This window comes from Brevundimonas sp. EU05-FHT14B07, assembly GCF_058790795.1.
This window is the reverse complement of sequence record NZ_JBYTCZ010000004.1, coordinates 300,407-327,045: the sequence shown is the minus strand read 5'-3', so window position 1 is coordinate 327,045 and position 26,639 is coordinate 300,407. Positions and strand designations below refer to the sequence as shown.

Genomic DNA, 26,639 nt, shown 5'->3' with positions numbered 1-26,639 from the left:
TTAGCCGGTCAACGCCCGCACGTCATCCGAAATCATATAAGGAAGCCCTTATATGCTGCGCGTCGCTTCGGTATGAGGACCGCATGACCCAGATCGCCGTCCTGACCCCCGATCCCGCCGACAAGACCTATGTCGGCCGCTGGCCCGGGGTGCTGGAACGGTTGAAGGCGACGCTGGAAAGCACGGGCGCGACGGTCACGGCTACGGCCTGGACCGATCATGTCGCGGACGCGTCGGGCCTTGAGGCCTATGACCTGATCCTGCCGGTCATCGCCTGGGGCTATCACCGCGATCATGGGCGCTGGCTCAAGGCGTGCGCGATGTGGAGCGAGGCTGCCCTGGCGGTCGCCAATCCCGCCGAGGTGCTGCGCTGGAACTCCGACAAGACCTATCTGGCGCGGCTGGCGGACAGGGGCGTGCCGATTCCGCCGACGCGCTGGACCGATCGCGTGACCCAGGATCAGGTGGACGCCGCCTTCGCCGAGACGGACGCTCCGGTGTTGATCCTCAAACCGACGGTGTCGGCCGGGGCGTTTCGGACCGTGCGCCTGACGCCAGGCGAGGTGTTGAGCGACGCGCCCAAAGGCGCGGCGATGATCCAGCCCTATCTGAAGTCGATCGAGACCCAGGGCGAGACCTCGCTGCTGTTCTTCGGCGGCCGGTTCAGCCATGCGGTCAACAAGCGGCCCGTGGCCGGCGACTTCCGCATCCAGGTGCAGTTCGGCGGCCTGTATACGGCCGTGACGCCGGACGCGGCGGCGATGGCCTTGGCCGAGCAGGTGCTGGCCGCCATCGATGAGCCGCTGCTCTACGCCCGCATCGACATGGCCCACGACGACGCCGGCCAATGGGTGCTGATGGAGGCCGAACTGATCGAGCCGGACTTCTACCTGGACCACGACCCCGCGAACGGCGCCGGCTTCGCCGAGGCCGTCATGGCGCGGCTCGAGCCTTAAGCCGCCTCGCGCACGGGCGGCAGCAGATTGTCCAGGTCGAGCAGGCTGATCAGGTTGCTGTCGACGGCGAACACGCCGGAGACGACGCCTGCGCCCTGAGCTTCGCCCATATTCGGCGGGTCCTGCCGCGCCGCATCGTCCAACTGCATGATGTCCGACACGCCTTCGACCAACAGGCCGACGGTGCGTTCGCCGCAGCGGACGACGACGATGGCGTGGCGCGCGGACGGCTCGGTCGTGGGCAGGCCCAGCCTGACCGCCAGATCGATAATCGGCAGCACCGTCCCGCGCAGATTGACCACGCCCCTCATATAGGCCGGCGCGCCGGGTAGCTGCGTGGTCGCTGTCCACCCGCGGATTTCCAGCACCGAGGTGATGTCGATGCAGAAGGCCTGGTCCCCGACCCGGAATCCGACCAGTTCACGCTGGCCTGGCGCACGGTTCGTCATCAGAACTCTTCCCAGTCCGACTGAACAGCGGCCGCAGCCGCCCGCCCCCCGCCGCCGCCGGCCGCCATGCGGGCTCGCGCAGGGGCGGCATGGGCGCGGGCGAAGCTTTCGACCCGCGCCTGAGCCTTGTGGACGGCTGTCGGCGCCGCGGCGACCTGGCTGGTCTCGAACCGGCCGACGAGTTCAGCCAATTCGGCGGCCTCTCGGCTCAGGCTCAAGCTCGCGGCGGTCGACTGTTCGACCATGGCCGCGTTCTGTTGAGTGACCTGATCCATCTGGTTCACGGCGGTGTTGACCTCGGCCAGACCCACCGCCTGTTCCTGGGTCGAGGCGCGGATTTCGCTCATCAGGGTGGTGATCTCTTCGATCCGCCCCGCAATGCCGGTCAGAGCCTCGCCCGACTGACGCACCAGAACCACCCCGTCCTTGACCTGGCTGGAACTGGCCGAGATCAGCGTCTTGATCTCCTTTGCCGATTCCGCCGACCGTTGGGCCAGGGCGCGCACTTCGGACGCGACGACGGCGAAGCCACGGCCGGCCTCGCCCGCACGGGCGGCCTCGACGCCGGCGTTCAGCGCCAGGAGATTGGTCTGGAAGGCGATCTCGTCGATCACGCCGATGATCTGGCTGATCTCGTTGGAGGACCGTTCGATCTCGCCCATGGCGGCGACGGCCTTCTGGACGACCGCGCCGCCGGTCTCGGCCTGGCTGCGCCCCTGGGTGACCACGCCGTCGGCTGCCTGGGCGTTCTCGGCGGTCTTGCGGACCGTGGCGGTGATCTGATCCAGCGCGGCGGCTGTTTCCTCCAGGCTGGCGGCCTGTTGTTCGGTGCGGCGCGACAGGTCTTCGGCGGCGCTGCTGATCTCATGCGCGCCCGACTGCATCGATCCGGCGTTGACGCCGATCACGCCGACAGCCTCGTCCAGAGCGGCCATGGCCTGGTTAAAGTTGTCGCGCAGGACGGCGTAATCGCCGGGGAACTTATCCTGGATGCGATAGGACAGGTCGCCCGCCGCCATGGCCGACAGGCCCTTGGCCGTGCCTTCGACGACGGCGGCCTGAACCTGAGCGGCCTGACGCTCCGCCTCAGCGCGTCGTTCGCGTTCTTCCTCGACCGCGGTGACGTCCATGGCGAACTTGACGACCTTGTAGGGACGGCCTGCGGCGTCGAGGATGGGATTGTAGCTGGCCTCGATCACCACACGCTTGCCGCCCCGGCCGTAGCGCACAAACTTGTCCGCCACGAACTCGCCGGCGTTCAATCGACGCCAGAACTCGGCATAGGCGGGCGTCTGCGCCTCTGCTGGATCGACGAACATCCGGTGATGGCGCCCGACGATGTCGCCGAGCGCATAGCCCACGACGGACAGGAAGTTCTGGTTTGCGTCGCGAACCGTGCCGTCCAGATCGAACTGGATCACCGCCTGGGAGCGATCGACCGCCGCCAGCATGCTGCGCAGTTCAATAAGCTTACTGTCGTCTCTCGGCTTACTAAAAATACGCATCGGCAGATAACCTCTCAGGTGAATCTGGGAGCTAAATGCCACCTAAGCCGTTTAAAATATTAGCGATCTTGGTTAGCACGCTAACGCTCAACCTAGACGTTTATTAGTTCGCGTCTCCACCCTCCCCATCGAACAGACCGTCTTTTAAATGGCGGAAGAGATCGTCTTGGCTCCGAACCAATCAAAATCAGCAGATGTCTCGCGCGAGACGTTGCAGCTCAAAGTCGCGATGCAGGTCATGCTGACCGCACGGCGATGGAAATCCTGGGTCGCGGAGAAGTTTCGCGACTCCGGCCACACCGGCGCGCCCACGCTCGTCCTCTATTATCTCGTTGACCAGCCCAAGGGCCTGACGCTGTCGGAACTGTCGAGCCGAATGGAGCTGTCCGGCGCGTCGCTGACCAGGCTGGTTCAACGGCTGGAGAAGGACGGCATGGTCAGTCGGCGACGGATGGTCGGCGACGGACGCTCTTGGCTGATCGTCATGGAGCCGGCCGGTCGCGCAGAGATGGAGGCGTTCGAGGTTCACGCCGCCGCCATGCGTCAGCGCGTGTTCGAGGGCGTGTCCGAAGACGACATGGCTGCCGCGCTCAGGGTGCTGGATGCCGTGGCGGCCAGACTGGCGGCCGGTCCGGACGCGCCCGCCCGCCCCTAGCCCGCCTCGCCCAGCGCCATCAGGCCCGCCCGCGACGGGCACAGGTCGGCGATGATGCAGGACAAACATTTGGGCTTGCGCGCCGTGCAGGTGTAGCGGCCATGCAGAATCAGCCAGTGGTGCGCCTTGGGCAGCCAGTCCCCCGGCACGACCTTGAACAACTGGGCCTCGACCTTGTCCGGCGTCCCGGCATTGGCCAAGCCCAGCCGGTGCGAGACGCGAAAGACGTGGGTGTCCACGGCGATGGCCGCCTCGATCCCCAGTTCGTTCAGCACCACCGAGGCCGTCTTGCGCCCCACGCCGGGCAGGGCCTGAAGATCGGCGCGGTTGAGTGGGACCTCGCCGCCATTCTGCTCCAGCACGATGCGGCTCAGCGCGATGACGTTCCGCGCCTTGCCGCGATATAGGCCGATGGAGGCGATGTAGGGGATCAGCCCCTCCTCGCCGAGGGCCAGCATCTTCTCCGGCGTGTCCGCGACCTTGAACAGCCGCTCGGTCGCCTTGTTGACCGAGACGTCCGTCGCCTGGGCCGACAGGGCGACGGCGACGACGAGGGTGAAAGGATTGGAGAAATCCAGCTCGGTCTTGGGCTCCGGCATGACGCCGGACAGGCGTTCGAAGATCGCCTCGACGCGGTCCTCGTCCGGCGGCCAGCGCAGCATGGGGATAGCCGCCCCGGTCATCACGGCCGGGCGTTTGGCAGGCTTGGCGGCGGGCTTTCTGGCCTTGGCGGGCTTCATGCCTCGCTGTCGTCCCGGGGGCGACGCGGGTCAAGACCCAGGGTAGTCAGTGCGGCGTCGGCGGCGCGCTCGCCCTCCATCCAGGCGCCGTGGGCCGTGCCGTAATAGACCGGCGCGGTCGCCTCGCCGGCCAGGAAGATTCGGTCCTCGACCGACGTGCGCAGCTTGGCGCGGTCCGCCGCATGGCCCGGCAAGGCGTGGGAATAGGCGCCGCGCGACCAGGGATCGACCCCCCAGCCGCTGACCGCGACCGCCTCCAGCCGCCGGCGCATGTTCGATCCCAGAGCCGCGACCAGTTCGGACACGGCGAAGTCGAACAGGGCGGCCGGCCCCTGCGCCTCCAGCCCCCAGGCCAGGTCGGCGCCGAAATAGGCCTCGATCATCGGCCGGCCGAACGGCCGCAGGTGATAGCCGCCGGTCTCGGCCGTATCGGTGCGGGTCCACAACTGGGTGTCGGGCTGGAAATCGCCGGCGCCGCGCACGGTCATATGCACCTTGGACGCCAGGCCCAGCGGCACGCCCGTCGTCGCCTCGAGCAGCGCCGGAACCGGCGGATCGATGCGGATCGTCTCGCTGGCGATCAGGCTGTTAGGCACGGTCAGGATGACGATCCGCGCGGTCAACTCGCCGCGATTGGTCTCCAGGCGCAGCACAGGTCCGGAACGGTCGATGCGGCTGACGGCGCAGTCCGTGATCGTGATGGGCGACACAGCCTCGCCCAGCCGCGCGATCAGGCGGCCATAGCCCTCGCGCACCCGCCAGTTCACGCCGGTGTCGCCATAGGCGTCGTAATCCAGGCTGGACACCTCGGCGAACCGCGCGCCGTTCAGGGCGCCCGAGATGGCGTCCATGCGCGGGTTCCAGCGACAGTCGGGATCGAAGAAGTCCGACGCCGGACGATCCTCCCCCACACCCGCGCGGACGAGCGACGCCGCCTCGGTCGCCCGCTGGTCGAAGGCGGCGAAGGCCTCGCCGAACTCGGCCTGATCCGCGCGGGTCATCTCGTGATCGAAGGCCTGGGTGCGCCAGGGCGGCGGGGTCTGGTCCAGCGTCAGCCCCTCGGCCTCGACCCGTCCCGCCAGCACATTGTCATCGGCGGAATGCAGCCAGCCGCAGCCCATGTCCAGCCCTTCGCCCTCGGCCCGGACTGTCCAAGCGCGCCCGCCGATCCGGTCGCGGGCCTCCAGCACCAGAACCGACAGGCCGGGCCGCAGCAAACGGCGCGCTGCGGCGATGCCGGCGGCGCCTGCGCCGATCACCACGACATCGACCTGTGACGGCAGCGGCTGGGAGGCGGAGATGCGGGCGTTCATGGCGTCAGGACATACACGAAAACCGGTCGTGATCGGCGCCGTCCCTATCGCCTATTGATTTTTGGACGGCGGGGTCCATTTTAGCGCCGCTTCAAAACGCCGCACCTCCCCCGGATTTTCCATGTCGCCTGAACTTAAGAAACGCCTGCCGCTGTTCGCGGCCGCCCTCGTCGGCCTGGCCCTGATCGTGGGCGGCATCGTCTGGTGGGTGAATGGCCAGCGTTGGGAAAGCACGGACAACGCCTTCGTCCAGGCGGACACCACCCTGGTCAGCCCGCAACTGTCCGGTCGGGTCACTGAGGTTCTGGTGGGCGACAACCAGCGAGTCGCGGCAGGGCAGATCCTGGTGAAGCTGGACGATTCCGACCAGAAGGCGCAGCTCGCTCAGGCCGAGGCCAATCTGGCCGCCGCCATCGCCGCCGTCGGCCATGTCGACGCCCAGGCCGAGCAGGAACAGGCCACCATCGCCGCCCGCGCCGCCTCCGTCGCCCAGGCCAATGCCCAGGCCGGCCTGGCCCGCGCCGAGGTCGATCGTTACGGCAAGCTGGCCGAACAGGGCTGGGTCTCGCAACAGCGCATCCAGACCGAGCGCGCCTCGGCCGCCACCGCCGCCGCCAGCGTCCAGCAGGCCCAGGCCGCCCTGGTCGCCGAACAACGCACCGCCGGCGTGCTGGGCTCGACCCGCCAGCAGAGCGTCGCCGCCGTCGAACAGGCCCGCGCCGTCGTCGATCAGGCTCGCATCGCGCTGGAGCGCACCGTCATCCGCGCTCCGGTCGCCGGCGTCGTCGGCGCCCGCAGCGTGCGGCCCGGCCAGTATGTCAACGCCGGCACGCAACTGCTGTCGGTCGTGCCCCTGACCAACACCTACATCGTCGCCAACTTCAAAGAGACGCAGCTGGACAAGGTGCGCCTGGGTCAGAGCGTCGAGATTTCCGCCGATGCCTTCCCCGGCCGCAAGATCGAGGGCCGCGTGGACAGCTTCGCCCCCGCCACCGGGTCCGAGTTCGCCCTGATCCCGGTCGAGAACGCCACGGGCAACTTCACCAAGATCACCCAGCGGGTGCCCGTCCGCATCGTCGTCAGCGGCGCAGACCGCAGCCTGGCCCTGCGTCCCGGCTTGTCGGTGGACGTCAAGATCGACCTGAAGAGCCAGGGCGGCCAGAGCTTCGCCGAAGCCGCCACGACGACCGGAGCCGCAGGTCAGTGACCGCCGCCAACCCCGCCGCAGATGGCGGGGCCCCTGTCGCGCAAAAGGGTCCCGTCGCCGGCCATCCCGAGATCAACTGGACCATGCTGTTGCTGGGCTTCGCTGGCATGGTGGTGGGCCAGTTCATGGCCATTCTGGACATCCAGATCGTCGCCGCCTCCCTGCCCCAGATCCAGGCGGGGGTCGGCGCCTCGGCTGACGAGATCAGCTGGATCCAGACCGCCTATCTGATCCCCGAGGTGGTGATGATCCCCCTGTCGGGCTTCCTGTCGCGGCTGTGGGGGACGCAGCGGCTGTTTCTGGTCTCCTGCGCCGGCTTTGTGCTGATGAGCATCGCCACGGGCCTGTCGTCGTCGATCGACATGATGATCCTGTTCCGGGCCATCCAAGGTTTCGTGGGCGGGGCCATGATCCCGACCGTCTTCGCCGTCGCCTTCACCGCCTTTCCGCCTGACAAGCGCGTCACCGCCAGCGTCGTCATGGGCCTGATTGTCACCCTGGCGCCGACCGTCGGACCCACGCTGGGCGGGCACCTGACGGAGTGGCTGAGCTGGCGGTGGCTGTTCTTCATCAACGTGGGACCGGGCCTGCTGGTGCTGTTCCTGGTCGGGCGCTACGGCAACTTCGACAAGGGCGATCCGTCGCTGGCCAAGGGCTTCGACTGGTGGGGCCTGGGCCTGATGGCCGCCTTTCTGATGTCGATGCAGTTCGTGCTGGAAGAAGGCGCCAAGAACGACTGGTTCGACGACACCCACATCCTGTTGCTGACCGTCGTGGCGGCGGTCGCGGGACCGATCTTCATCTGGCGGTCCCTGACCTATCATCAGCCGATCGTGGAGTTGCGCGCCTTTGGCAATCGCAACTTCCTGGTCGGTTTCATCATGACCTTCATCGTCGGTTTCGCCCTGTTCGGCGGCACCTTCCTGCTGCCGCTCTTCCTGGGCCGCGTGCTTGGTTATTCGTCGTCAGAGGTCGGCACCACCATGGTCGTGTCGGGCCTGGCCATGTTCGCCACCGGCCCCTTCGCCGGTCGACTGGTGCGCAAGCTGGATGCGCGGGTGCTGATGTTCGGCGGCTTCATGCTGTGCGCCTGGGGGATGTGGGAGGCGCGCGTCGTCACCGATGACTGGGGCTTCTGGAACTTCGCCTCGGTCCAGGCCTTCCGCGGCGTCGGCGTTATGCTGGCCATGATCGCGTCCCAGCAGGTGACGATGGCGACCCTGCCGCCGCACATGGTCAAGAACGCCTCGGGGCTGGTCAACCTGTCGCGCAACGTCGGCGGCGCTTTCGGCCTGGCGATCCTGAACACCAGCCTGACGTCCAACACGGCCCTGCACATGAGCGAACTGACCAGCGCCATTGGTCAGGGCGACCAGGCGATGCGCAACATGATGGCCGGCATGACCCAGCGGTTCGCCGGCTCCATCGACCCGGCCGCCTCGGCGATGAAGGCCATCTATGGGATGTTGCAGAAACAGGCGACCACGATGGCGTTCGGCGACGCCTTCGCCCTGCTGGCCATCCTGTGCGCGGGCGCGGCCTTCGTCACCCTGGCCGCCCAGCCGGTGAAGGCCCAGGCTGGCGCACCGCCCTCGGACGTCCACTGATGGCGCGCCGTCGCGGACAGGTCGATGAACGAAAGAGCGAGGCGATCCTGGACGCCGCCGCGACCCTGTTCGCCGACAAGGGGCTGCAGGCCAAGATGGACGAGATCGCCAAACTGGCCGGCGTCTCCAAACAGACGGTCTACAACCGCTTCGCCTCCAAGCTGGAGATCGCCCAGGCCCTGGCGTCGAAGCGGGTCGAGGATATCGTCGCCCCCCTGCGCGGCGCCGGCGATCCGCAGACGGTGCTGGAGACCCTGGCCCTGACCCTGCTGAACCGGGTGTGCAGCGGCGACAAGGTCGGCTCGATGCGTGGGGTCGCCCTGGTCTCGGTCGAGGCGCCTGACATCGCCCACGCCATCTATGAGGCCGGCCCGCGTCGCAGCCTGCGCGAACTGGGCGCCTGGCTGGCGGAACAGACGCGGCTGGGCCGGATGAGCGTCGCCGATCCGGAAGAGGCGGCTGAGATGTTCGCCGGCCTTGTGCTCGGCCACGGCCATCTGCGCGCCATGCTGGACGTGCCGCAGCTGGACGCCGACAAACGCGCAGGCCGCGCCAGAGAGGCCGCGCGCATCTTCATGGCCGCCCATCCGCCCACCACGGCCGCCAAGACTTCCTGAGCCCGGCGCGCTACAGTCGTCCCACCCTGTCGCTTGAGACCGCCTTCATGCTGATCCACCTGTCCTCCTGGCCCGAAATCGACGCCCGACTGAACGACGGCGGCCCGCTGTCCAGGACGGTGGTCGTGCCCATCGGCTCCAACGAGCAGCACGGGCCGACGGGGCTGCTGGGCACCGACTGGCTTTGCCCGGAGATCATCGCCCATGCTGCCGAGAAGACCGACGCCAACCTGATCGTGGCCCCGACCTTCAACATCGGCATGGCTCAGCATCACCTGGCCTTCGCCGGCACCATCAGCTTGCGCCCCTCGACCTTCATGGCCGCGATCACGGACTGGGTGTCGTCCCTGAGCCGTCACGGGTTCGAGCGGATTTACTTCCTGAATGGGCACGGCGGGAACGTCGCGACCATCGAGGCGACCATCTCGGAGATTTACGCTGAGTGGAGCTTCGTCGAGGACAGCCCGCCCTTCATCCTGAAGCTGAAGAACTGGTGGGACCTGCCCGGCGTCAATGGCCTGTGCAACCGCCTGTTTCCGACCGGCCACGGCATGCACGCCACCCCATCCGAGATCGCGGTGACGCAGGCCGCCTATCCCGAGCGGATCAAGACCGCCGACTACAGCCCGCAGATCGCGCCGAACGGGCCGATCCGCGACGCCCTGGACTATCGCGCCCGTTTCCCCGACGGCCGGATCGGGTCGGACCCGGCCCAGGCCAGCCCCGAGAAGGGCCAGCAGATCATCGACGCGGCGATCCCCGCCCTGTTGAGCGACATCGCGGCCTTCGCCGCAGAGACCCAACCTGGAGGTCCTCACTGACCCGCAAAACCCCCACAGCCGCCAGCGCGGCCGTCGTCGGCGCCGAGATTCTGGCCGCCTCGGCCGAGGTGATCGCGGCCCGCACCGGGCTGATGGCGCAGGGCCTGACCAGCGCCAAGGGGCAGGACTTCAAGGAGCTGTCGCTGATGAGTTCCGAGAAGACGGAGGCGATGTCCGCCTCGGCCGACGCCATGGCCGCCAGCGCCGGGGCCATCGGCCAGCAGCTGGGGCGCGTGGCGCTGGACGAGGGCGCCCATGCCCTGCGGGCGGCGGCGGCTGTGACCCAGGCCCGCAGCCCGGCCAAGGCGGCCGAGGCCCAGTTCAGCTATGCGATGGGCTGGTGGTGTCGGGCGGCGGCCCAGGCCATGACCCTGAACGGCGAACTGCTGAAGGCCCAAGCCGAGGCGCTGGCCCCGATCCACAAGACCGCGACCGCCAACGCCAAACGGCTGCGCAAGACGCGCTAGGCCGGCTCGACCAGCTTCAGCTTGGGCTTCTTGACCTTGGCGGGCTTGGCAGGGCGGTCGGCCTTTTTGGCGGCCTTTTCGGCCTTGCGCGCTTCCTTCTCGACCGCCTTCAGCGCCTTCTTGGCGGCCTTGGCCTCGGCCTTTGCCGCGTCGGGAGCGGCGTCGGCGGCGGCGGCCAGATCGGCCAGCTGATTGAGGAAGGTCTCGCGCTGGCCCTTGGGCAGCAAGGCCATGATCCGCTTGTCGGCGGCCTCGACCAGCGGACGGGCGGCCTCCAACCGGGCCGCGCCTTCAGCCGACAAACGCACCGCCTTGGCGCGGGCGTCCAAGGTTGAGCGTTCCCGCTCCAGAAGGCCTTTGCTGGTCATGCGCGTAACCAGATCGGCCAGGGTCGAGCGGTCGATGCCGGTCATCCGCACCAGTTCAGTCTGGGTCAGGCCGGCCTTGAGCGACACCGCCTCCAGCACCGCAAACTGGCGCTGGGTCAGACCGTCGGCGCCGGTCTCCTCGGCATAGATGTCGAGCGCCAGTTGCAGGGCGCGGTGCATCAGATGGCTGGGCGAGGTGGCCAGGGGCCCGACCTTCCTTGCCGCTTTTCCCGCCTTCACCATCGCGCCGCTCCCCTGAAGTTTCGTCCGAACACGTATCAGCTCTGCTTTACGATTTGACGGGGAAAGCGCGTCGGTTCCGTGACAGTTCCGCTTGGTCTCTAGAGCCCGGTATCAGGCGAGACGGGGGCCGGCTCCTCGTCCTTGATCAGGTGCTTCATGATGAAGAAGACCTGCCAGACGCCGAACACGGCCGAGGCGATCCACAGGCCGCCGCGGAAAGCGACCCACGCATCGTCGGACTGGGTGCGCCAGACGATCTCGTTGATTATGCAGACGGCGGCGAAATACAGGCCGTAACGCAGGGTCAGCCCGCGCCAGCCCGCGTCGGTGATGCGGATCGCCTCGCCCAGCAGATATTTGAACGGATAGCGGTTCAGCGGCAACGACCCCAGCAGCACGACCGCCAGCAGGCCGTTCTGGATCGACAGCTTGATCTTCAACAGGTTCGGATCGTGGAAGACGATGGTCAGCACGCCGAAGATCAGGGCGAAGCCGCCGGTCAGCAGCGGCAGGGGCGCCAGACGACGCTCGACCACATAGCCGACGATCAGGGCGATCAGCGAGGCGCCGACCAGGACCCAGGTCGCCTGAACCAGGGCTTCCTGCCCGTCCAGACCGCGCGCGAACCGGTTGATCGCATAGGCGGCCATGAAGGCCACGAGGGCGCCGAAATCGACGGCCTGGCGGATGTTGGAAGCCTTCTTCGGCGTCTCGGTCATGTCAGTCTTCCAGTCCCACCAGCGAGCGGGAGAAGGCGCGGGCGTCGAACGGTTGCAAATCCTCGACCCCTTCGCCGACGCCGATCAGCATCAGGGGGGCGTCGGACGCCTGGGCCACCGGCACCAGCACGCCGCCGCGCGCCGTGCCGTCCAGCTTGGTCATGACCACGCCGGTCACGAAGGCGGTGCGGCCGAAGATCTGTTCCTGAGCCAAGGCGTTGCGGCCCACCGTCGCGTCCAGCACCAGCAGGGTGTCGTGCGGCGCCTCTGGATCGACCTTCTTCAGCACGCGGACGATCTTGAGCAGTTCGTCCATCAGGGCGGACTTGTTCTGAAGCCGGCCGGCGGTGTCGATCAGGACGACGTCGTAGCCTTCGGCCCGCGCCTTGGCATAGGCGTCGAAGGCCAGGCCCGCGGCATCAGCGCCGTCGCGACGGCTTTCGAAATCGGCGCCGGCGCGCTCGGCCCAGACCTTCAGCTGTTCGCGCGCGGCGGCGCGGAAGGTGTCGCCGGCGACGATCATCACCTTGGCGCCCTTGCCCGTCAGATCGGCGGCGATCTTGCCCAGGGTCGTGGTCTTGCCCGAGCCGTTCACCCCGACGAACAGGACGACATAGGGTTTGGGGCCGGACAGGGGGTCGAAGGTCGCCTGGCGCGGCGACAGTTCGGCGGCGACCGCCTCGGCCAAGGCTTCCTTGACCTCGCGCTCGGGCGCGTCCTTGCCGAACTTCAGCCCGCGAAAGCGTTCGACAATGCGGGTCGAGGCGGCAGGGCCGAGATCGCTCTCCAGCAGATGCTCTTCCAGCTGCTCCAGCGACGCCTCGGACAGAGGCTCCTTGACGAAGGTGGCGACGACCTGATCGGTCATCTGTTTGGAGGAGCGCGAGAGCCCAGCGGACAGGCGCTGGAACCAGCCCTTTTTCGGCGTATCGTTCATGCAGTGGCTTTAGCGGGGGCGAAGGCCAACGTCATCCGCATTCGCGAGGGTCGTCCCCGACGTTTCAGACGGTCGGCGACAAAAACACCGTCTAATTCGTCTAATTGATCTGAAATCGAGACCTCCCTGTTAGCGTCAGTGCGAAGGCGAGGATTATAGGCCCGCGCAAAATCGACGATGGCAGCAGGCCGTGAGAAATCGGCAAACCGTTGAAAGCGCGAGGGTTGGAGCCGCCAGTTTGGATGGCTGTCGATCATTTTCTTCCGTCATCCTGTGCAAGCCTCTGGCGGCGCAGACGGCAGCGGCGAAGATCATCGAGCGGCGCTTGCGCTTGTGGAGCCGATCAACAAAGAATATGCACTGCGCATACGTTTCATATAGCGCGAGAGTATCATGGGCATCGTCAATATCGAGGACAAACTGCACGAGCAGCTGCGGCGCGCTGCGAAGGCGTCCTATCGGTCGATTAACGCTCAGGCGGCGTTCTGGATCAGGATCGGCATGTTGTGTGAGATGCATCCCGGCGTGACGTTCCAGGAGCTGGTGGCGCGCGAGTTGCGGGCGGCGGGCGTCGATGCGCTCGTGCCCACGGATGCCGCCTCGTGATCAAGACGCCGGCCGAGATCGCGCTGATGGCCGAGGCGGGGCGACTGCTGGCCTCGGTCTTCACCCACCTGGACGCGATGATCTTGGAGGAGTTGAGCACGCTGGAGATCGACCGACGGGTCGAGGCCTTCATCCTCGACGAGTTGAAGGCGCGGCCGGCCAGCAAGGGTCAGTACGGCTATGGCTTCGTCCTGAACAGCTCAATCAACCAGGTCGTCTGCCACGGCGTGCCCTCGGCAAACGACATCCTGAAGAGCGGCGACATCGTCAATCTGGACATCACGCTGGAGAAGGACGGCTTCATCGCAGATTCCTCCAAGACCTATCTTATCGGCTCGGTGGGACCGCAGGCCCGGCGGCTGGTGCGCACCACATATGAGGCCCTGTGGAAGGGCATTCAGGCGGTGCGCCCAGGCGCGAAACTGGGCGACATCGGTTTCGCCATCGAAAAACACGCCAAGCAGGCCGGCTATTCGGTGGTGCGCGACTATTGCGGGCACGGCATCGGGCGCGAGATGCATGAAGAGCCGCAGGTGCTGCATTTCGGCAAGGCCGGGACCGGCGTAACCCTGCGCGAAGGCATGACCTTCACGATCGAACCGATGCTGAACCAGGGTGTGCGCACCGTCCTGACCGAGGACGACGGCTGGACCGTGGTCACCTCCGACGGAAAACTGTCGGCCCAGTTCGAACATACGGTGGCGGTGACGAAGGACGGCGTGCGGGTCCTGACCCTGAGGCCGGACGAGAAGCGGGGCGCATAGACGCGCGAAGGAGAGTTTCCGTCCCTTCATCATTCGCGCCTATATGAAGGCCGACGACCGGCGCGGGCCGGGTGATGCGGACGATCCGATGGCTGATGCTCTGTTCCATTCTCCCAAGACCCACGGCTTCGTGCGCGTAGCGGCGGCGACGCCGGTCAGCCATGTGGGCGACCCCAGGGCGAACGGGCAAGAGCACGTCGCGCTGATCCGTCAGGCGGGCGAGCAGGGCGTGGACCTGATGGTGTTCCCCGAGCTGTCGCTGTCGGCCTACGCCATCGACGATCTGCATATGCAGGCGGCGCTGCTGGAAGAGGTCGAGCGGCAGATCGCCGTGGCAGCCGAGGCGACGGCCGAGGCGGATGTCGTGGCGGTGGTCGGGGCGCCGATCCGCAACGGCGACGCCCTGTATAATTGCGCGGTGGTGATCGGGTCCGGCGAGGTTCTGGGCGTTGTGCCCAAGACCTATCTGCCCAACTACCGAGAATACTATGAGAAACGCTGGTTCGCGCCGGCGACGGCTCGCGCCGAGGACGTGATCCGGCTGAACGGCGAGACCGTGGATTTCGCGCCGGGCCTGCTGTTCGAGGCGGTGAACCGGCCGGGCTTCGTCTTCGCGGTCGAGATCTGCGAGGACTATTGGGCGCCCCTGCCCCCCTCGACCCGCGCGGCGCTTGCGGGGGCGCGGATCCTGCTGAACCTGTCGGCGTCCAACATCGTCATCGGCAAGGCGGACGAGCGGGCGATGCTGAGCGCCAGCCATTCGGCGCGCACCCTGTCGGCCTATGTCTTCGCCGCCTCGGGCTGGGGCGAGAGCACGACCGACCTGGCGTGGGACGGTCAGGCGACCATCCACGAACTGGGGTCGAAACTGGCCGAGGGCGAGCGGTTCGCCTTGGACAGCCATCTGACGATCGCCGATGTGGACGTGGACCGGATCGGGCTGGATCGTCTGCGCAACGGCACCTTCGCCGAATGCGCGAGAAACGAAGGCGAGCCGGCGGCGGTCGTGCCCTTCATGGCGCGCCAGGACCATGAGGCCAGCGAGCTGATTCGGCCTCTGGACCGGTTCCCCTTCGTGCCCGACGACGCCGGGCGGCTGGATCAGGACTGCTACGAGGCGTTCAACATCCAGGTCCAAGGGCTGATGCGCCGCATGACGGCGACAGGCGCGAAGTCGCTGGTGATCGGCGTGTCGGGCGGGCTGGATTCGACCCAGGCCCTGCTGGTGGCCTGTCGCGCCTTCGACCGGCTGGATCTGCCGAGGACAGACATCCTGGGCTTCACCATGCCTGGGTTTGCGACCTCGGACGGGACCAAATCCAACGCCTGGGCGCTGATGACCGCGCTGGGCGTCACGGGCGCAGAGATCGACATTCGCCCCGCCGCCGAACAGATGTTCAAGGACATCGGCCACCCCTACGCAGAGGGTCAGCCGGTGCATGACATCACCTTCGAGAACGTGCAGGCGGGCCTCAGGACCGACTATCTGTTCCGGCTGGCGAACCAGCACAGGGCCTTCGTGCTGGGGACCGGGGACCTGTCGGAACTGGCGCTGGGTTGGGCCACATACGGCGTCGGCGACCATATGAGCCATTACAACGTCAACGGCGGGGTGGCGAAGACGTTGATCCGGCATCTGATCCGCTGGGTGGCGGCGGGCGACCTGATCGGCGCGGGCGCGAGAGAGACGCTGCACGCCATTCTGGACACCGAGATTTCGCCCGAGCTGGTGCCGGCCAAGGACGGGGTGATCCAGTCGACGGAAGGGACCGTCGGCCCCTATGCGCTGAACGACTTCTTCCTCTTTTACATCAGCCGGTTCGGGATGACGCCGTCCAAGGTGGCCTTCCTGGCGCATCAGGCCTGGGGCGATGCGGGCGCAGGGCATTGGCCGGCGAATACGCCGGACGACGAAAAGGTCGAATACGATCTGGCGACGATCAAGGGCTGGCTGAGGAAGTTCCTGATCCGCTTCTTCCAGACCGCCCAGTTCAAGCGCTCGGCCCTGCCGAACGGGCCGAAGGTGGTCACCGGCGGATCGCTGTCGCCGCGCGGCGACTGGCGGGCGCCGTCGGACGGCAATGCGAGGGTGTGGCTGGACGAACTGGACGCGAACGTGCCGGACTGACCGTCTCCTCCCCGCTTTGCGGGGAGGTGGTTCGAAGCGTAGCGGAGAGACGGAGGGGCTCTTGGCTGTGTGGGTAGAAGAACCCCTCCACCACTTCGTGGTCCCCCTCCCCATTGCATGGGGAGAAGACGCGCCGCTAGAAGCTTGGCCATGACCGACGACGTGACCAAAGACTCCAACGGCAACATCCTGGCCGACGGCGACAGCGTGACCCTGATCAAGGATCTGAAGGTCAAGGGATCGGGCGGGGTAACCCTGAAGCGCGGCACCCTGGTCAAGAACATCCGCCTGACCGGCGACACCGACGAGATCGAGGCCAATGTCGAGAAGGTGCGCGGCCTGGTCCTGCGCGTCGAGTTCGTGAAGAAGGCCTAGACCCCTTTTCAACGGGCGATGCAGCCGCCATCTAGCGGCCTATGACCGACACCCTCGCCGCCCCCGCCTCGACCGCTGCAACAAACGGCAAGATCCCCGTCACCGTCCTGACCGGCTATCTCGGCGCGGGCAAGACGACGCTGCTTAACCGGATCCTGACCGAGGATCACGGCAAGCGCTACGCCGTCATCGTCAACGAGTTCGGCGAGATCGGCATCGACAACGACCTGGTGGTCGGCGCCGACGAGGACGTGTTCGAGATGAACAACGGCTGCGTCTGCTGCACAGTGCGTGGCGACCTGATCCGCGTGGTCGCCGGCCTGATGAAGCGCCAGCGCCCCGGAAAGCCGGCCTTCGACGCCATCATCGTCGAGACGACGGGCCTGGCCGATCCCGGCCCGGTGGCCCAGACCTTCTTCGTCGACGAGGACGTCAAGGCCAAGACGCAGTTGGACAGCGTCACGACCCTGGTCGACGCCAAACATGTGATGGTGCGTCTGGACGATTCCAAGGAGGCGCGCGAGCAGGTGGCCTTCGCCGACCGGATCATCCTGAACAAGGTCGATCTGGCGACGTCCGAAGAGCTGGACGCGGTCGAGGCGCGTCTGCGGGCGCTGAACCCGCTGGCGCCCATCGTCCGCGCTGAACGCTCGAACGTGCCGCTGGACCAGGTGCTGGGCCTCGGGGCTTTCGATCTGGACCGCATTCTCGAGGTCAAGCCGGACTTCGTGAACCCGCCGCACGGCGCGGACGGCCATGTGCATGACGAACACTGCGGTCATGACCACCACCATGACCATGACCATGACCATGACCATGATCACGGGCACGACCATCACGACCACGATCACGCCCACGGCGCGGATTCTCATGGCGCACGGGGTCACGCCCACCAGGACGACATCAAGGGCATCTCCCTGTCGCTGGATCGGCCGTTGGACGGGGCCAAGTTTACGGCCTGGCTGGACCGGTTGCTGGGCGAGCAGGGTCAGAACATCCTGCGCGCCAAGGGCATCATCGACGTGAAGGGCGAGAACCGCCGCCTGGTCTTCCAGGCCGTGCACATGATTCTTGAGGGCGACCTGCAACGCGAATGGGGCGCCGCCGAACGCCGCTGGAGCCGCGCGGTCTTCATCGGCCGCGATCTGGACGAAGCCGCACTGAAGGCGGGCTTCGAGGCCTGCGCCGCCTAATCTCAAAGGTGGACTGGCAGACAAAAGGCCGGCGGAGCGATCCGCCGGCCTTTTGCTTTGATCAGTCCTTCTCGAACAACTTGTTCCAGCGGCGCTTGTCGCGGGCCTTCCAGGCGCCGCGGTGGTAGGCGTCGGAGCCGATCAGGGGGACGACGGTGGTGGCTTCGGCGAAAACCATCTGTTCGTGGGTGGTCTGGACCTTGCCCCAGGAGGCGGCCTCTTTCAGCGTCGATGACGAACAGGCGCCGTCGCGGACATCGGCGACGGTGATCTGGACCGCATAGCGGTGCATCTCGGCCTCGACGCCGAGGATTTCGGCGCAGACGACGGTGTCCTGGGCGAAGTTCTTGGGCACGCCGCCGCCGACCATGAACAGGCCGGTGACGCCCGCCGCGATCTTGATGTCGGTCAGTTCGCGGAAGTCGGCGATGGCGTCCAGCATCAGATAGGGCTGACCGGCGGCCGCGCGTTCCTTCTGGTGCTTGACCAGACCGAAGCCGGCGGACGAGTCGACGAAGGCCGGGCAGAAGATCGGCACGCCCTCTTCATAGGCGGTCTGGATCAGCGAGCCGGGCTTTTTGGCATTGCCCTCGCTCAGCCACTTACCCATCTCCCAGATGAACTCGCGGCTGGAATAGCCGCGCGGCTCCAACCGGTTGGCGATCTCCAGGATGGTGTGATCGCAGGCCTGGAGTTCTTCCTCATCGATATAGGTGTCGTAGATCCGGTCGATGTAGTTGTCGCGCAGGACGTTGTCGTCCACCTCGCCGGCCGCCTGATAGTGTTTGAAGCCCAGGGCCTCGAAGAAATCCATGTCGACGATCGAGGCGCCGGTGGCGACCACGGCGTCCACCATGCCGAACTTCACCATATCGCGGTACACATGCATGCAGCCGCCGGCCGAGGTCGAACCGGCCAGGATCAGCCAGGGCGAGCAGTCCTTGTCCTCGATGGCCATCGAGAAGATGTCGGCGGCGCGGGCGGTGTCGCGCGACGAGAAGGACATCTTGCGCATCGAGTCGATGATCGGGCGCGCGTCGAAGCTGGTGATGTCGACGTGCTCGACGACATTCTGCAGCAGCTGGGCCTTGGTGTTCGATTGAACGGGAGCGTTCATTTCGGCGGTTTCCCTGTGATTTGAGCGCCCGTCGAACAAGCAGACGTGCCGGGACGGAGCGACCGACAGGACCGATAGACGCCCGACCGTCGGCCGTCACCCTCGGACTTGATCCGAGGGTCGGACGTTCCGCCGCGCGCTCCTCGCAAGGAAGACGCAAAGCGGCCGATCCTCGGGTCGAGCCGGAGGATGACGGATTTCAGATGGCGCGTCCTATTTCCGGCGCGACTTGCGCTGACCGGCCTTACCCTTGGGGCGTGACAGACGCACGACCTTGCGGGCGTTCTCTTCCGCCGTGGTGCGCACGGTGGGGATGGAACGTGGAGCCAGACCGTAGAGCGAGGCCATCGGGGCGTCCTCGACCGCGGCGATGTCGTGTTCGCCATAGCCGTTGAAGCCCGTCGACATGGCCACGCCGTAAGCGCCCAGCATGCCGATCTCGATGAAGTCGCCTTCGCGCACATCGGCCGGCAGCCAGAAGGGTCCCGGCATGTGGTCGATGGAATCGCAGGTCGGGCCGTAGAACTGAAACGCCTTCAGCTCGCCCGCGCTTTCGCCCCCATTTACGCTTTCTGGCCGCACCAGCTTGGTCGGGAAGGGCCAGCGCGAATGGGTCGCGTCGAACAGCGAGCCGTAGGAGCCGTCGTTCAGATACAGGGCGTCGCCCTTGCGCAGATCGACACGGGCCAGGATCGACGAGGATTCGGCGACCAGCGCCCGGCCAGGCTCGCACCACAGCTCGGTCGTTTCCGACACCGGCATCTCGTTGAAGCCGCGATGGATGGCATCGGCGTATTCGCTCATGTCCGGCGGAACCATGCCCGGATAGACCGAGGGGAAGCCGCCGCCGACATCGACGATATCGACGATCACGCCCGCACGGCTGATCGATCGGCCGACCTGGGCCATGGCGGCCTGATAGGCGGTCGGGCGCATGCACTGGCTGCCGACGTGGAAGGAGACGCCCATCAGGCCGTCCTTGACCGCCTGGCGCGTCGCCATCAGCAGGGCCGGCGCCTGATCCGACGACACGCCAAACTTGCCCGACAGCGTATAGGCGGCGCCGTCGGCCGAGACGGCCATGCGCACGATCAGGTTCAGGTCGTCCGCGCCGCCGGTGGCGTCGAGGATCTTGTTCAGCTCGTCGATGCAGTCGAGCGAGAAGGTGCGCACGCCGTGATCGAAATAGGCCTTGGTGATTGCAGAGCGGCTCTTGACCGGATGCATGAAGGCCAGGCGCACGTCATGGCTGACAGAGCGAACCAGCTCGATCTCGGCGATGGACGCCACGTCGAAGCCGCGAACGCCAGCCTCGATCAGGGTTTCAACGACCCAGCGCGAAGGGTTGGCCTTCACAGCGTAGAAGACGTCGGCCTTTAGATTATCCTGGAACCAGCGCGCCGCTACGGAAACCGAACGCGGCCGCACGAGGGCGACGGGACGTTCAGGGGACCGCTCACGGACCAGGTCCAGGGGAAGCTGATACGTGCGCAATTCACGTAACCCCCTGCTAATTTGTTAAACCCAGACCGGCGTTAGCGGCGCAGACAGGACCTACGGGGTCCGCCGGAGAGCGCGATATGGGGGCGCGCGACTGTCATGTAAAGAGGTTTTTTCGTGGCGGGGCCTAGGTTTGACTGTCACAAATCCGCTCTGCGCCCTCCACGACACGATCCAGCGGCAACCTTGACCGTTCTGCGCCGTTGCGATGATCGGAGGGTTTCATGAACCGATGGCTGTTCTTTTGGCGCAAAATGCGGCGTCAGCTGTGGGTGCGCGCCACGGCCTATGCGGTCGCGGGCGTCGCCGCAGCCTTGCTGGCCGCCGCCCTGGCCCCTTGGGTGCCACAGGAGATGGCCGAGCGTCTGGGCGGCGAGTCTGTGGAATCGATCCTGACGATCCTGGCGTCCAGCCTATTGGGCGTGGCGACCTTTTCGGTCGGCGCCATGGTCACGGCCTATACGTCCGTGTCGTCGGCGGCCAGTCCGCGCGTGGCGGCTCTGGTCACCAGCGATGACGAGACCCAGAAGTCGCTGGCGACCTTCGTCGGCGCCTTCCTGTACGCCATCGTCGCCGTCACCGCGATCAACGCCCATTATTACGGACAGAACGGTCGGGCGATCCTGTTCCTGATCAGCCTGGCCATGGTGGGTCTGGTGGCGTTTCGCCTCCTAGCCTGGATCAACCGCCTGTCCAGCCTGGCGCGGGTCGGTCACATGATCGATCTGGTCGAAGCCCGGGCGTGCGAGGCGCTGGAACAGCGGCGCGACAATCCGTTTTGGGGCGGGCGCGGGGGCCATCTGCAAAACGGCGCGGACGTGACGGCGCCGGAAACAGGCTATGTCCAGAACGTCGATCCCGATCGCCTACAGGCCATGGCCGAAAAGCGGGATTGCCATGTCGAGGTGGTCGCTGCGCCGGGCGCCTTCGTGCGACGCGGGGAGGTCCTCGCCCGGGTCAGCCTGCCGGCCTGCGACAAAGAGGCCCAGGACGCCTTCTGCTCCGCCTTCGCGATCGGAGACTCGCGCTCCTATGATCAAGACCCTCGCTTCGGCCTGATCGTTCTGGGCGAGATCGCCGCCAAGGCTCTGTCGCCTGGTATCAACGATCCCGGAACGGCCATTCAGGTGGTGTCGACCGGCGTGAGGTTGATGGACATCTGGGCCCGAGACGGCGCGGAAGACGAGAAGCGGACCCTGCGAGATCGCCTGATGATGCCGGGCGTCTCCGAAGACGATCTGCTCGACGATCTGTTCGGCCCGATCGCCCGTTACGGGGCCGGCGACGTTGCGGTCGCCATCAGACTGCAAAAAGGCTTGAGGGCGCTGGCCTCGATCCCTTGTCTGGCCGCACCAGTCCGGACGATGGCCGATCAGGCGCTTGAGCGATCGCGCGCCGCCTTGCCGATTCCGGCGGACTACGCCCGGGTGAAGGGTGCGGCAGAAGGCTCCTGAACGGCTCGGGTCTGGACGAGATTGCGCCCGACGTGCGATTAGGACTTGCCCGAGCGCGATTTCAGCTTATTGCGGCGCCCCTTCGCCATAGCCTCCTAGCGAGTTCATGAGTTCATCCGCAGCCGCCGCCGCCCCTGGGCTAGTCCTGGCGCGTGACGTGTCGAAGACCTTCGGATCGCGAAAGGCGCTGGACGGCGTCTCGATTTCCGTGGCCTCCGGCGAAATGGTCGCCCTGATCGGTCCGTCCGGTTCGGGCAAGTCCACCCTGCTCCGCTCCATCACCGGCCTGCAGTCGATCGACGCCGGCGCCGGCACGATCCAGGTGTTCGGCGAGACCGTGCAGAAGGACGGCCGGGTCACCGGCGCCGTGCGCAAGGCGCGCGGCAAGCTGGGCATGATCTTCCAGCAGTTCAATCTGGTCGGGCGACTGAGCCTGTTCTCCAACGTCATGCTGGGCGCGCTGGGCCGTCTGCCCGGATGGAAGGGCCTTCTGGGCCTGTGGCCCCAGGCGGACAAGGACAAGGCCATGGCGGCCCTGCACCGCGTCGGCGTCAGCGACTACGCCGCCCAGCGCGCCAACACCCTGTCCGGCGGCCAACAGCAGCGCGGCGCCATCGCCCGCGCCATCGTGCAGGGCGCCAAGGCCATTCTGGCCGACGAGCCCGTCGCCTCGCTGGACCCGGTGTCCGCCCGCAAGGTCATGGAACTGCTGGTCGAGTTGAACAAACGCGACGGCATGGGGGTGATCGTCACCCTGCACCAGGTCGATTACGCCATCCGCTACTGCGACCGCGTCATCGCCCTGCAAGGCGGCAAGATCGTCTATGACGGCCCGTCCACGGCGCTGGACCAAAAGCGCCTGATCGAAATCTACGGTCCCGAGTTCGAGGACGCGTTCTGGGAGACCAAGGCATGAGCCTGTCGCGCATTTCCCCCACCCGCCGTCTAATCGCTGCGGCCGGCGCCGCCGTCATGATCCTGGGCCTGGCGGCCTGCGGCGGCGGCGAGGACAAGAAGGCTGCGGGCGGCGCGCCCAGCGAGATCACCTTCTCCATCCTGTCCGCCGAAGGCCAGGCCTCGGCCGGCCCGCTGTGGCAGCCGCTGCTGGACGACATGTCCAAGGCCATCGGCGTGCCGGTGAAGCCCTATTTCGGTTCGAACTACACCGTCCTGGTCGAGGCCATGCGCGGCAACCACACCCAGGTGGGCTGGTTCTCGGCCAAGCCTGAGGTCGAGGCCATCGATCGCGCCAAGGCCGAAGTCATCGCCCGCACCGTCAACCGCGAGGGTCTGGACAGCTATCAGTCGACCCTGATCGTCAAGAAGGGATCGGGCATCACGCTGGATCAGGTCATGGCGTGCGGCAAGAAGTACAACTTCGGCATCGGCGACGCCCAGTCGACGTCGGGCACCCTGGCCCCGCTGACCTTCCTGTTCAATCCGCGCGGCGTGGTCCCCAGCCAGTGCTTCAAGACCGTGCGCTCGGCGAACCACCAGGCCAACGCCTTCGGCGTGGCGACCGGCGTGATCGACGTGGCGACCTCCAACAGCGTGAACACCATCTTCATGCGCAAGGAGAACCCGCAGCTGGCCGGCCAGATCGAGGAAATCTGGACCTCGCCGCCGATCCCCGAGAGCGGCATCGTCGTGCGCGAGGACCTGGATCCTGCGCTGAAGGAAAAGATCCGCAGCTTCTTCCTGACCTATGGCCAGGGCGAAGGCGCCGAGGCCGAGCGGCAGCGCAAGGTTCTGGCGGACCTGGAATATTCCCGCTTCACCGCCGCCGACGACAGCTATCTGGATCCGATCCGCGAAATGATCGCCGACCAGAAACTGGGCGAGGCCCGCGCCAAGGGCGATACGGCCGCCGCCGCCGCCGCCGAGCGCGAGCTTCAACGCCTGCGCAGCCTGCGTGAGGTCCGGCCTTGACCGCAGTCGCGTCTCCCGCCGTCGCGATTCCGGCGGCGCCCAAGAAGTCCGCCCTCGCCTGGGTCGCCGACGTCCTGGTCTGGGGCGGCGTCGCCGCCGTCCTGCTGTACAGCATTGACGCCGTCGATCTGGGCAACATCTCGCGTCTGTTCGCCGGCAACGACAGCACCCAGCTGTTCGTCCACGACCTGCTGCGTCCCGACTTCAGCGACTGGAAGATGTTCGTCGCCAAGATGTGGGAGACGGTGCAGATCGCCCTGTGGGGCACCTTCCTGGCCGTGATTCTGGGTATCCCGCTGGGTCTGGCGGCGGCGCGCAACATCGCGCCCGTCTGGGTCGTGACGCCGGTGCGCTGGATCATGAACCTGCTGCGCTCGGTGCCGGATCTGGTGATCGGCCTGCTGTTCGTGACCGCCGTGGGCCTGGGGCCTCTGGCGGGCGTCCTGGCCATCACCTTGAACACGGCCGGGGTTCTGGCCAAGCTGTTCTCGGAAGCGGTCGAGTCGATCGACAAGGGTCCGGTCGAGGGCGTGCGCGCCACCGGCGCCGGCAAGCTGCACGAGATCGTCTGGGGCGTCCTGCCTCAGGTCGCGCCGCTGTGGACCTCGTTCGCCCTGTACCGTTTCGAATCCAACAGCCGGTCCGCGACGGTGCTGGGTCTGATCGGCGCGGGCGGCATCGGCCAGGTGCTGTTCGACAGCATGAACGCCTTCGATTTCCGCGCCGTCTCGGCCATCGTCATCGTCGTCGTGGTCGCCGTGACCCTGATCGACACCCTGTCGCAGATAATGCGCCGCCGCCTGCTGTAGCGGCGGCGGTCCCCTTCGCGGGACTGTCATAATCCTCTGCTCTAAGCATCGCGAAATCGATGCTCAGGGAGAGCCTTGGATGATCCGCACACTGAAACTGGCGGCTTCGGCCGCCGCCCTTCTGGCCCTGGTGGCCTGTGGCGACAACGGCGGCGGCGGCTCCGCCTCCGGCGCGCGCTCCGGCATCTGGGCGGCCGGTTCGTCGACCGTCTTCCCCTTCGCCACGCGGGTCGCCGAGACCTTCGCGCGCGGTTCGGGCGGCGCGGCGCCGCGCGTCGAATCGCTGGGCACCGGCGGCGGCATTCAGGCCTTCTGCCAGGGCGTCGGCCCGACCACCCCGGACATCGCCAACGCCTCGCGTCAGATGAAACAGTCCGAGTTCGACCTGTGCGCCAAGAACGGCGTCACCGACATCGTCGAGATCAAGATCGGCTTCGACGGCATCGTCATCGCCACTGCCCGTAACGGCAACGGCTTCAACTTCGAACTGAACGACCTGTACGAGGGCCTGGCCAAGGAAGTGCCGGGCGCCAACGGTCAATTCGTCGCCAATCCGGCCAAGACCTGGAACCAGGTCAACGCCGGCCTGCCGAACCAGCGCATCCAGGTCTATGGCCCGCCGCCCACCTCGGGCACGCGCGACGCCTTCCTGGAGCTGGGCATGACGCCGGGCGCCAAGCTGGTGCCGGCGGTCAAGGCGATCGAAGGCGACAAGGACCGATTTGAAGGCATCGCCCACACCCTGCGCGAGGACGGCGCCTGGATCGATTCCGGCGAGAACGACAACGCTATCGTCCAAACCCTGACCCGCACGCCGGGCTCGCTGGGCGTGTTCGGCTATTCGTTCCTGGAGCAGAACCTGGACACGGTGAAGGCCGAGACCATCGACGGCGTCGCCCCGACCGCTGACACCATCGCCAGCGGTGAATACCCGCTGTCACGCAGCCTCTACATCTATGTGAAGAAGGCTCATATCGGCGTCATTCCGGGCCTGCAGCAGTTCGTGCAGGAGTTCCTGTCGGAAGGCGCCGCCGGCAAGGGCGGCTATCTGGCCGACCGCGGACTGATCCCGCTGCCGGAAGACCAACTGCTGGCCCAGCGCGCGACCATCGCCGCCATGACCCCGATGGCCCGCCCTGCCAAATAAGGCGGAACCCGACCGCCGTTCCGCCCCTTCTTTCACCGGTTCGCCCCGTTGAAGCGCGAAGCGCTTCAACTGAAGCGCACGAGGCCGTAGAAGGGGCGGGATAGCTGTCAGGATGATTTGATGACCACCACGCCCGCGCGCCTGCGCAAGGCCGTACTGCCCGTCGCGGGCCTCGGCACCCGAGTCCTGCCCGGCACCAAGACGACCCCCAAGGAACTGCTGAACGTCGTCGACCGGCCGATCCTGTCCTACATCGTCGAAGAGGCGCGCGAAGCCGGGATCGAGCACATTGTCTTCGTCACTGGCCGCTCCAAGGGCGCCATCGAGGACTATTTCGATCACCAGATCGAGCTGGAAGCCCAGCTTCTGGCCAAGGGCAAGACCGACATCCTGGAGATGATGAACGCCGAACTGGCCTCGGCCGGGGAGATGAGCTTCACCCGTCAGATGCAGCCCAAGGGTCTGGGCCACGCCGTCTGGTGCGCGCGCGACATCATCGGCCACGAGCCCTTCGCCGTCATCCTGCCCGACGTTATCGTGGATTCGCAGCCCGGCGCCCTCAAGCAGTTGGCCCAGGTCTACGCCGAAACCGGCGGCAACATCATCGGCGTGGAATCCGTCCCGGAAGATCAGACCCACAAGTACGGCATCGTCGATCCGGTCAGCCGAGACGGTTCGCGCATCGTCATGAAGGGCATGGTCGAAAAGCCCGCCGCCGGAACCGCGCCGTCCAACCTGTCGATCTCGGGCCGTTACATCCTGCAGCCGGAAATCTTCGACCTGCTGGCGACGCAGGAAAAGGGCGCGGGCGGCGAGATCCAACTGACCGACGCCATGGCGCGACTGATGGCGGACCAGAGCTTCACCGCCGTGGAATATGCCGGCGTGACCCACGACTGCGGTGACAAGATCGGCCTGCTGCGCGCCAACGTCGCCCTGGCCCTGAAACGCCCTGATCTGGGCGACGCGGCGCGCGAGGCGATCGCGGGTCTGCTCTGACGCTAGGGAAGGCG

27 protein-coding genes are annotated in these 26,639 nt (G+C 66.7%); 18 read left to right on the top strand and 9 right to left on the bottom strand.

The genetic code is table 11. The annotated features are described in order from the left end of the window. The first annotated feature begins 83 nt into the window (after positions 1-83). Positions 84-956, top strand: a complete 873-nt coding sequence (locus AC3WRC_RS12055; RefSeq protein ID WP_492304010.1) for an ATP-grasp domain-containing protein — start codon at positions 84-86, stop codon at positions 954-956. Here AC3WRC_RS12055 and AC3WRC_RS12050 read toward each other — a convergent pair. Both AC3WRC_RS12050 and AC3WRC_RS12045 read right to left on the bottom strand, forming a co-directional pair. Further along, a complete protein-coding gene (locus AC3WRC_RS12050) occupies positions 953-1,405 on the bottom strand; it encodes a chemotaxis protein CheW (protein WP_492304009.1) in 453 nt (150 codons plus the stop codon). The two genes, AC3WRC_RS12055 and AC3WRC_RS12050, sit on opposite strands and share 4 nt — an antisense overlap. Next, positions 1,405-2,910 carry a methyl-accepting chemotaxis protein gene (locus tag AC3WRC_RS12045; protein WP_492304008.1) on the bottom strand — a complete coding sequence of 502 codons (1,506 nt, stop codon included), beginning with the start codon at positions 2,908-2,910 and terminating at the stop codon, positions 1,405-1,407. Before AC3WRC_RS12045 ends, AC3WRC_RS12050 begins: the two co-directional genes overlap by 1 nt. Before the next feature lie 238 nt (positions 2,911-3,148). Here AC3WRC_RS12045 and AC3WRC_RS12040 point away from each other — a divergent pair, with 238 nt between their 5' ends. Further along, positions 3,149-3,565, top strand: a complete 417-nt coding sequence (locus AC3WRC_RS12040) for a MarR family winged helix-turn-helix transcriptional regulator (protein WP_284878124.1) — start codon at positions 3,149-3,151, stop codon at positions 3,563-3,565. On the opposite strand, the gene nth is transcribed toward AC3WRC_RS12040, so the two are convergent. After that, positions 3,562-4,305, bottom strand: coding sequence for an endonuclease III (gene nth / locus AC3WRC_RS12035; protein WP_492304007.1), 744 nt, complete (start codon positions 4,303-4,305; stop codon positions 3,562-3,564). The two genes, AC3WRC_RS12040 and nth, sit on opposite strands and share 4 nt — an antisense overlap. After that, positions 4,302-5,618, bottom strand: a complete 1,317-nt coding sequence (locus tag AC3WRC_RS12030; RefSeq protein ID WP_492304006.1) for a flavin monoamine oxidase family protein — start codon at positions 5,616-5,618, stop codon at positions 4,302-4,304. Before AC3WRC_RS12030 ends, nth begins: the two co-directional genes overlap by 4 nt. A 121-nt stretch (positions 5,619-5,739) precedes the next feature. Between AC3WRC_RS12030 and AC3WRC_RS12025 the strand changes: the two genes are divergently transcribed. The 5 genes from AC3WRC_RS12025 to AC3WRC_RS12005 all read left to right on the top strand — a co-directional run bounded on the left by AC3WRC_RS12025 (position 5,740) and on the right by AC3WRC_RS12005 (position 10,337). Continuing rightward, positions 5,740-6,825: an HlyD family secretion protein gene (locus tag AC3WRC_RS12025; RefSeq protein ID WP_055754526.1), complete on the top strand. Its 1,086-nt coding sequence runs from the start codon at positions 5,740-5,742 to the stop codon at positions 6,823-6,825. Continuing rightward, entirely contained in the window at positions 6,822-8,432 is a 1,611-nt protein-coding gene (locus tag AC3WRC_RS12020; RefSeq protein WP_492304005.1) for a DHA2 family efflux MFS transporter permease subunit, read from the top strand. Before AC3WRC_RS12025 ends, AC3WRC_RS12020 begins: the two co-directional genes overlap by 4 nt. Further along, positions 8,432-9,049 (top strand): TetR/AcrR family transcriptional regulator, encoded by a 618-nt coding sequence (locus AC3WRC_RS12015; protein ID WP_492304004.1) that lies wholly within the window; start codon positions 8,432-8,434, stop codon positions 9,047-9,049. The genes AC3WRC_RS12020 and AC3WRC_RS12015 overlap by 1 nt, the downstream gene beginning before the upstream one ends. A gap of 47 nt (positions 9,050-9,096) precedes the next feature. Then, positions 9,097-9,870, top strand: a complete 774-nt coding sequence (locus AC3WRC_RS12010; RefSeq protein ID WP_055754529.1) for a creatininase family protein — start codon at positions 9,097-9,099, stop codon at positions 9,868-9,870. 68 nt (positions 9,871-9,938) lie between these two features. Beyond that, positions 9,939-10,337 carry a phasin family protein gene (locus AC3WRC_RS12005; protein ID WP_313445463.1) on the top strand — a complete coding sequence of 133 codons (399 nt, stop codon included), beginning with the start codon at positions 9,939-9,941 and terminating at the stop codon, positions 10,335-10,337. Here the strand turns inward: AC3WRC_RS12005 and AC3WRC_RS12000 are convergent. The 3 genes from AC3WRC_RS12000 to ftsY form a co-directional block, all read right to left on the bottom strand. Further along, positions 10,334-10,948, bottom strand: coding sequence for a MarR family winged helix-turn-helix transcriptional regulator (locus AC3WRC_RS12000; protein ID WP_165113999.1), 615 nt, complete (start codon positions 10,946-10,948; stop codon positions 10,334-10,336). The two genes, AC3WRC_RS12005 and AC3WRC_RS12000, sit on opposite strands and share 4 nt — an antisense overlap. 98 nt (positions 10,949-11,046) lie before the next feature. Further along, complete coding sequence (locus AC3WRC_RS11995) at positions 11,047-11,667, bottom strand: inner membrane-spanning protein YciB (RefSeq protein ID WP_066629325.1); 621 nt, start codon at positions 11,665-11,667, stop codon at positions 11,047-11,049. A 1-nt stretch (position 11,668) separates the two neighbouring features. Beyond that, a complete protein-coding gene (gene ftsY, locus AC3WRC_RS11990; RefSeq protein WP_492304003.1) occupies positions 11,669-12,604 on the bottom strand; it encodes a signal recognition particle-docking protein FtsY in 936 nt (311 codons plus the stop codon). 393 nt (positions 12,605-12,997) lie between these two features. Between ftsY and AC3WRC_RS11985 the strand changes: the two genes are divergently transcribed. From AC3WRC_RS11985 to AC3WRC_RS11965, 5 genes are all read left to right on the top strand, one after another. Then, positions 12,998-13,210 (top strand): ParD-like family protein, encoded by a 213-nt coding sequence (locus AC3WRC_RS11985; RefSeq protein WP_492304002.1) that lies wholly within the window; start codon positions 12,998-13,000, stop codon positions 13,208-13,210. Further along, the gene (map, locus tag AC3WRC_RS11980) at positions 13,207-13,974 is read left to right on the top strand and encodes a type I methionyl aminopeptidase (RefSeq protein WP_492304001.1); all 768 of its coding nucleotides are present in this window, start codon (positions 13,207-13,209) and stop codon (positions 13,972-13,974) included. The genes AC3WRC_RS11985 and map overlap by 4 nt, the downstream gene beginning before the upstream one ends. Before the next feature lie 88 nt (positions 13,975-14,062). Continuing rightward, positions 14,063-16,102 (top strand): NAD(+) synthase, encoded by a 2,040-nt coding sequence (locus AC3WRC_RS11975; RefSeq protein WP_492304000.1) that lies wholly within the window; start codon positions 14,063-14,065, stop codon positions 16,100-16,102. Between the two features lie 150 nt (positions 16,103-16,252). Beyond that, entirely contained in the window at positions 16,253-16,477 is a 225-nt protein-coding gene (locus AC3WRC_RS11970; RefSeq protein WP_492303999.1) for an alkylphosphonate utilization protein, read from the top strand. Positions 16,478-16,518: 41 nt separating this feature from the next. Continuing rightward, positions 16,519-17,670: a CobW family GTP-binding protein gene (locus tag AC3WRC_RS11965; protein ID WP_492303998.1), complete on the top strand. Its 1,152-nt coding sequence runs from the start codon at positions 16,519-16,521 to the stop codon at positions 17,668-17,670. Between the two features lie 61 nt (positions 17,671-17,731). On the opposite strand, the gene AC3WRC_RS11960 is transcribed toward AC3WRC_RS11965, so the two are convergent. Next, positions 17,732-18,787, bottom strand: coding sequence for a 1,9-bis(guanidino)-5-aza-nonane synthase (locus AC3WRC_RS11960; RefSeq protein ID WP_492303997.1), 1,056 nt, complete (start codon positions 18,785-18,787; stop codon positions 17,732-17,734). A gap of 213 nt (positions 18,788-19,000) precedes the next feature. Next, positions 19,001-20,281: a type III PLP-dependent enzyme gene (locus AC3WRC_RS11955; protein ID WP_017506640.1), complete on the bottom strand. Its 1,281-nt coding sequence runs from the start codon at positions 20,279-20,281 to the stop codon at positions 19,001-19,003. A gap of 230 nt (positions 20,282-20,511) precedes the next feature. Here AC3WRC_RS11955 and AC3WRC_RS11950 point away from each other — a divergent pair, with 230 nt between their 5' ends. The 6 genes from AC3WRC_RS11950 (at position 20,512) to galU (ending at position 26,625) form a co-directional block, all read left to right on the top strand. After that, positions 20,512-21,741, top strand: coding sequence for a DUF2254 domain-containing protein (locus AC3WRC_RS11950; RefSeq protein ID WP_492303996.1), 1,230 nt, complete (start codon positions 20,512-20,514; stop codon positions 21,739-21,741). A 106-nt stretch (positions 21,742-21,847) separates the two neighbouring features. Then, a complete protein-coding gene (gene phnC, locus AC3WRC_RS11945; protein ID WP_055808912.1) occupies positions 21,848-22,657 on the top strand; it encodes a phosphonate ABC transporter ATP-binding protein in 810 nt (269 codons plus the stop codon). Beyond that, complete coding sequence (gene phnD, locus AC3WRC_RS11940; RefSeq protein ID WP_055754543.1) at positions 22,654-23,670, top strand: phosphate/phosphite/phosphonate ABC transporter substrate-binding protein; 1,017 nt, start codon at positions 22,654-22,656, stop codon at positions 23,668-23,670. Before phnC ends, phnD begins: the two co-directional genes overlap by 4 nt. After that, the gene (gene phnE / locus AC3WRC_RS11935; protein ID WP_492303995.1) at positions 23,667-24,479 is read left to right on the top strand and encodes a phosphonate ABC transporter, permease protein PhnE; all 813 of its coding nucleotides are present in this window, start codon (positions 23,667-23,669) and stop codon (positions 24,477-24,479) included. Before phnD ends, phnE begins: the two co-directional genes overlap by 4 nt. A 79-nt stretch (positions 24,480-24,558) precedes the next feature. After that, positions 24,559-25,626: a substrate-binding domain-containing protein gene (locus tag AC3WRC_RS11930; RefSeq protein WP_055754544.1), complete on the top strand. Its 1,068-nt coding sequence runs from the start codon at positions 24,559-24,561 to the stop codon at positions 25,624-25,626. Between the two features lie 120 nt (positions 25,627-25,746). Further along, positions 25,747-26,625 carry a UTP--glucose-1-phosphate uridylyltransferase GalU gene (galU, locus tag AC3WRC_RS11925; RefSeq protein ID WP_354072571.1) on the top strand — a complete coding sequence of 293 codons (879 nt, stop codon included), beginning with the start codon at positions 25,747-25,749 and terminating at the stop codon, positions 26,623-26,625. The last annotated feature ends 14 nt before the right edge of the window (positions 26,626-26,639 follow it).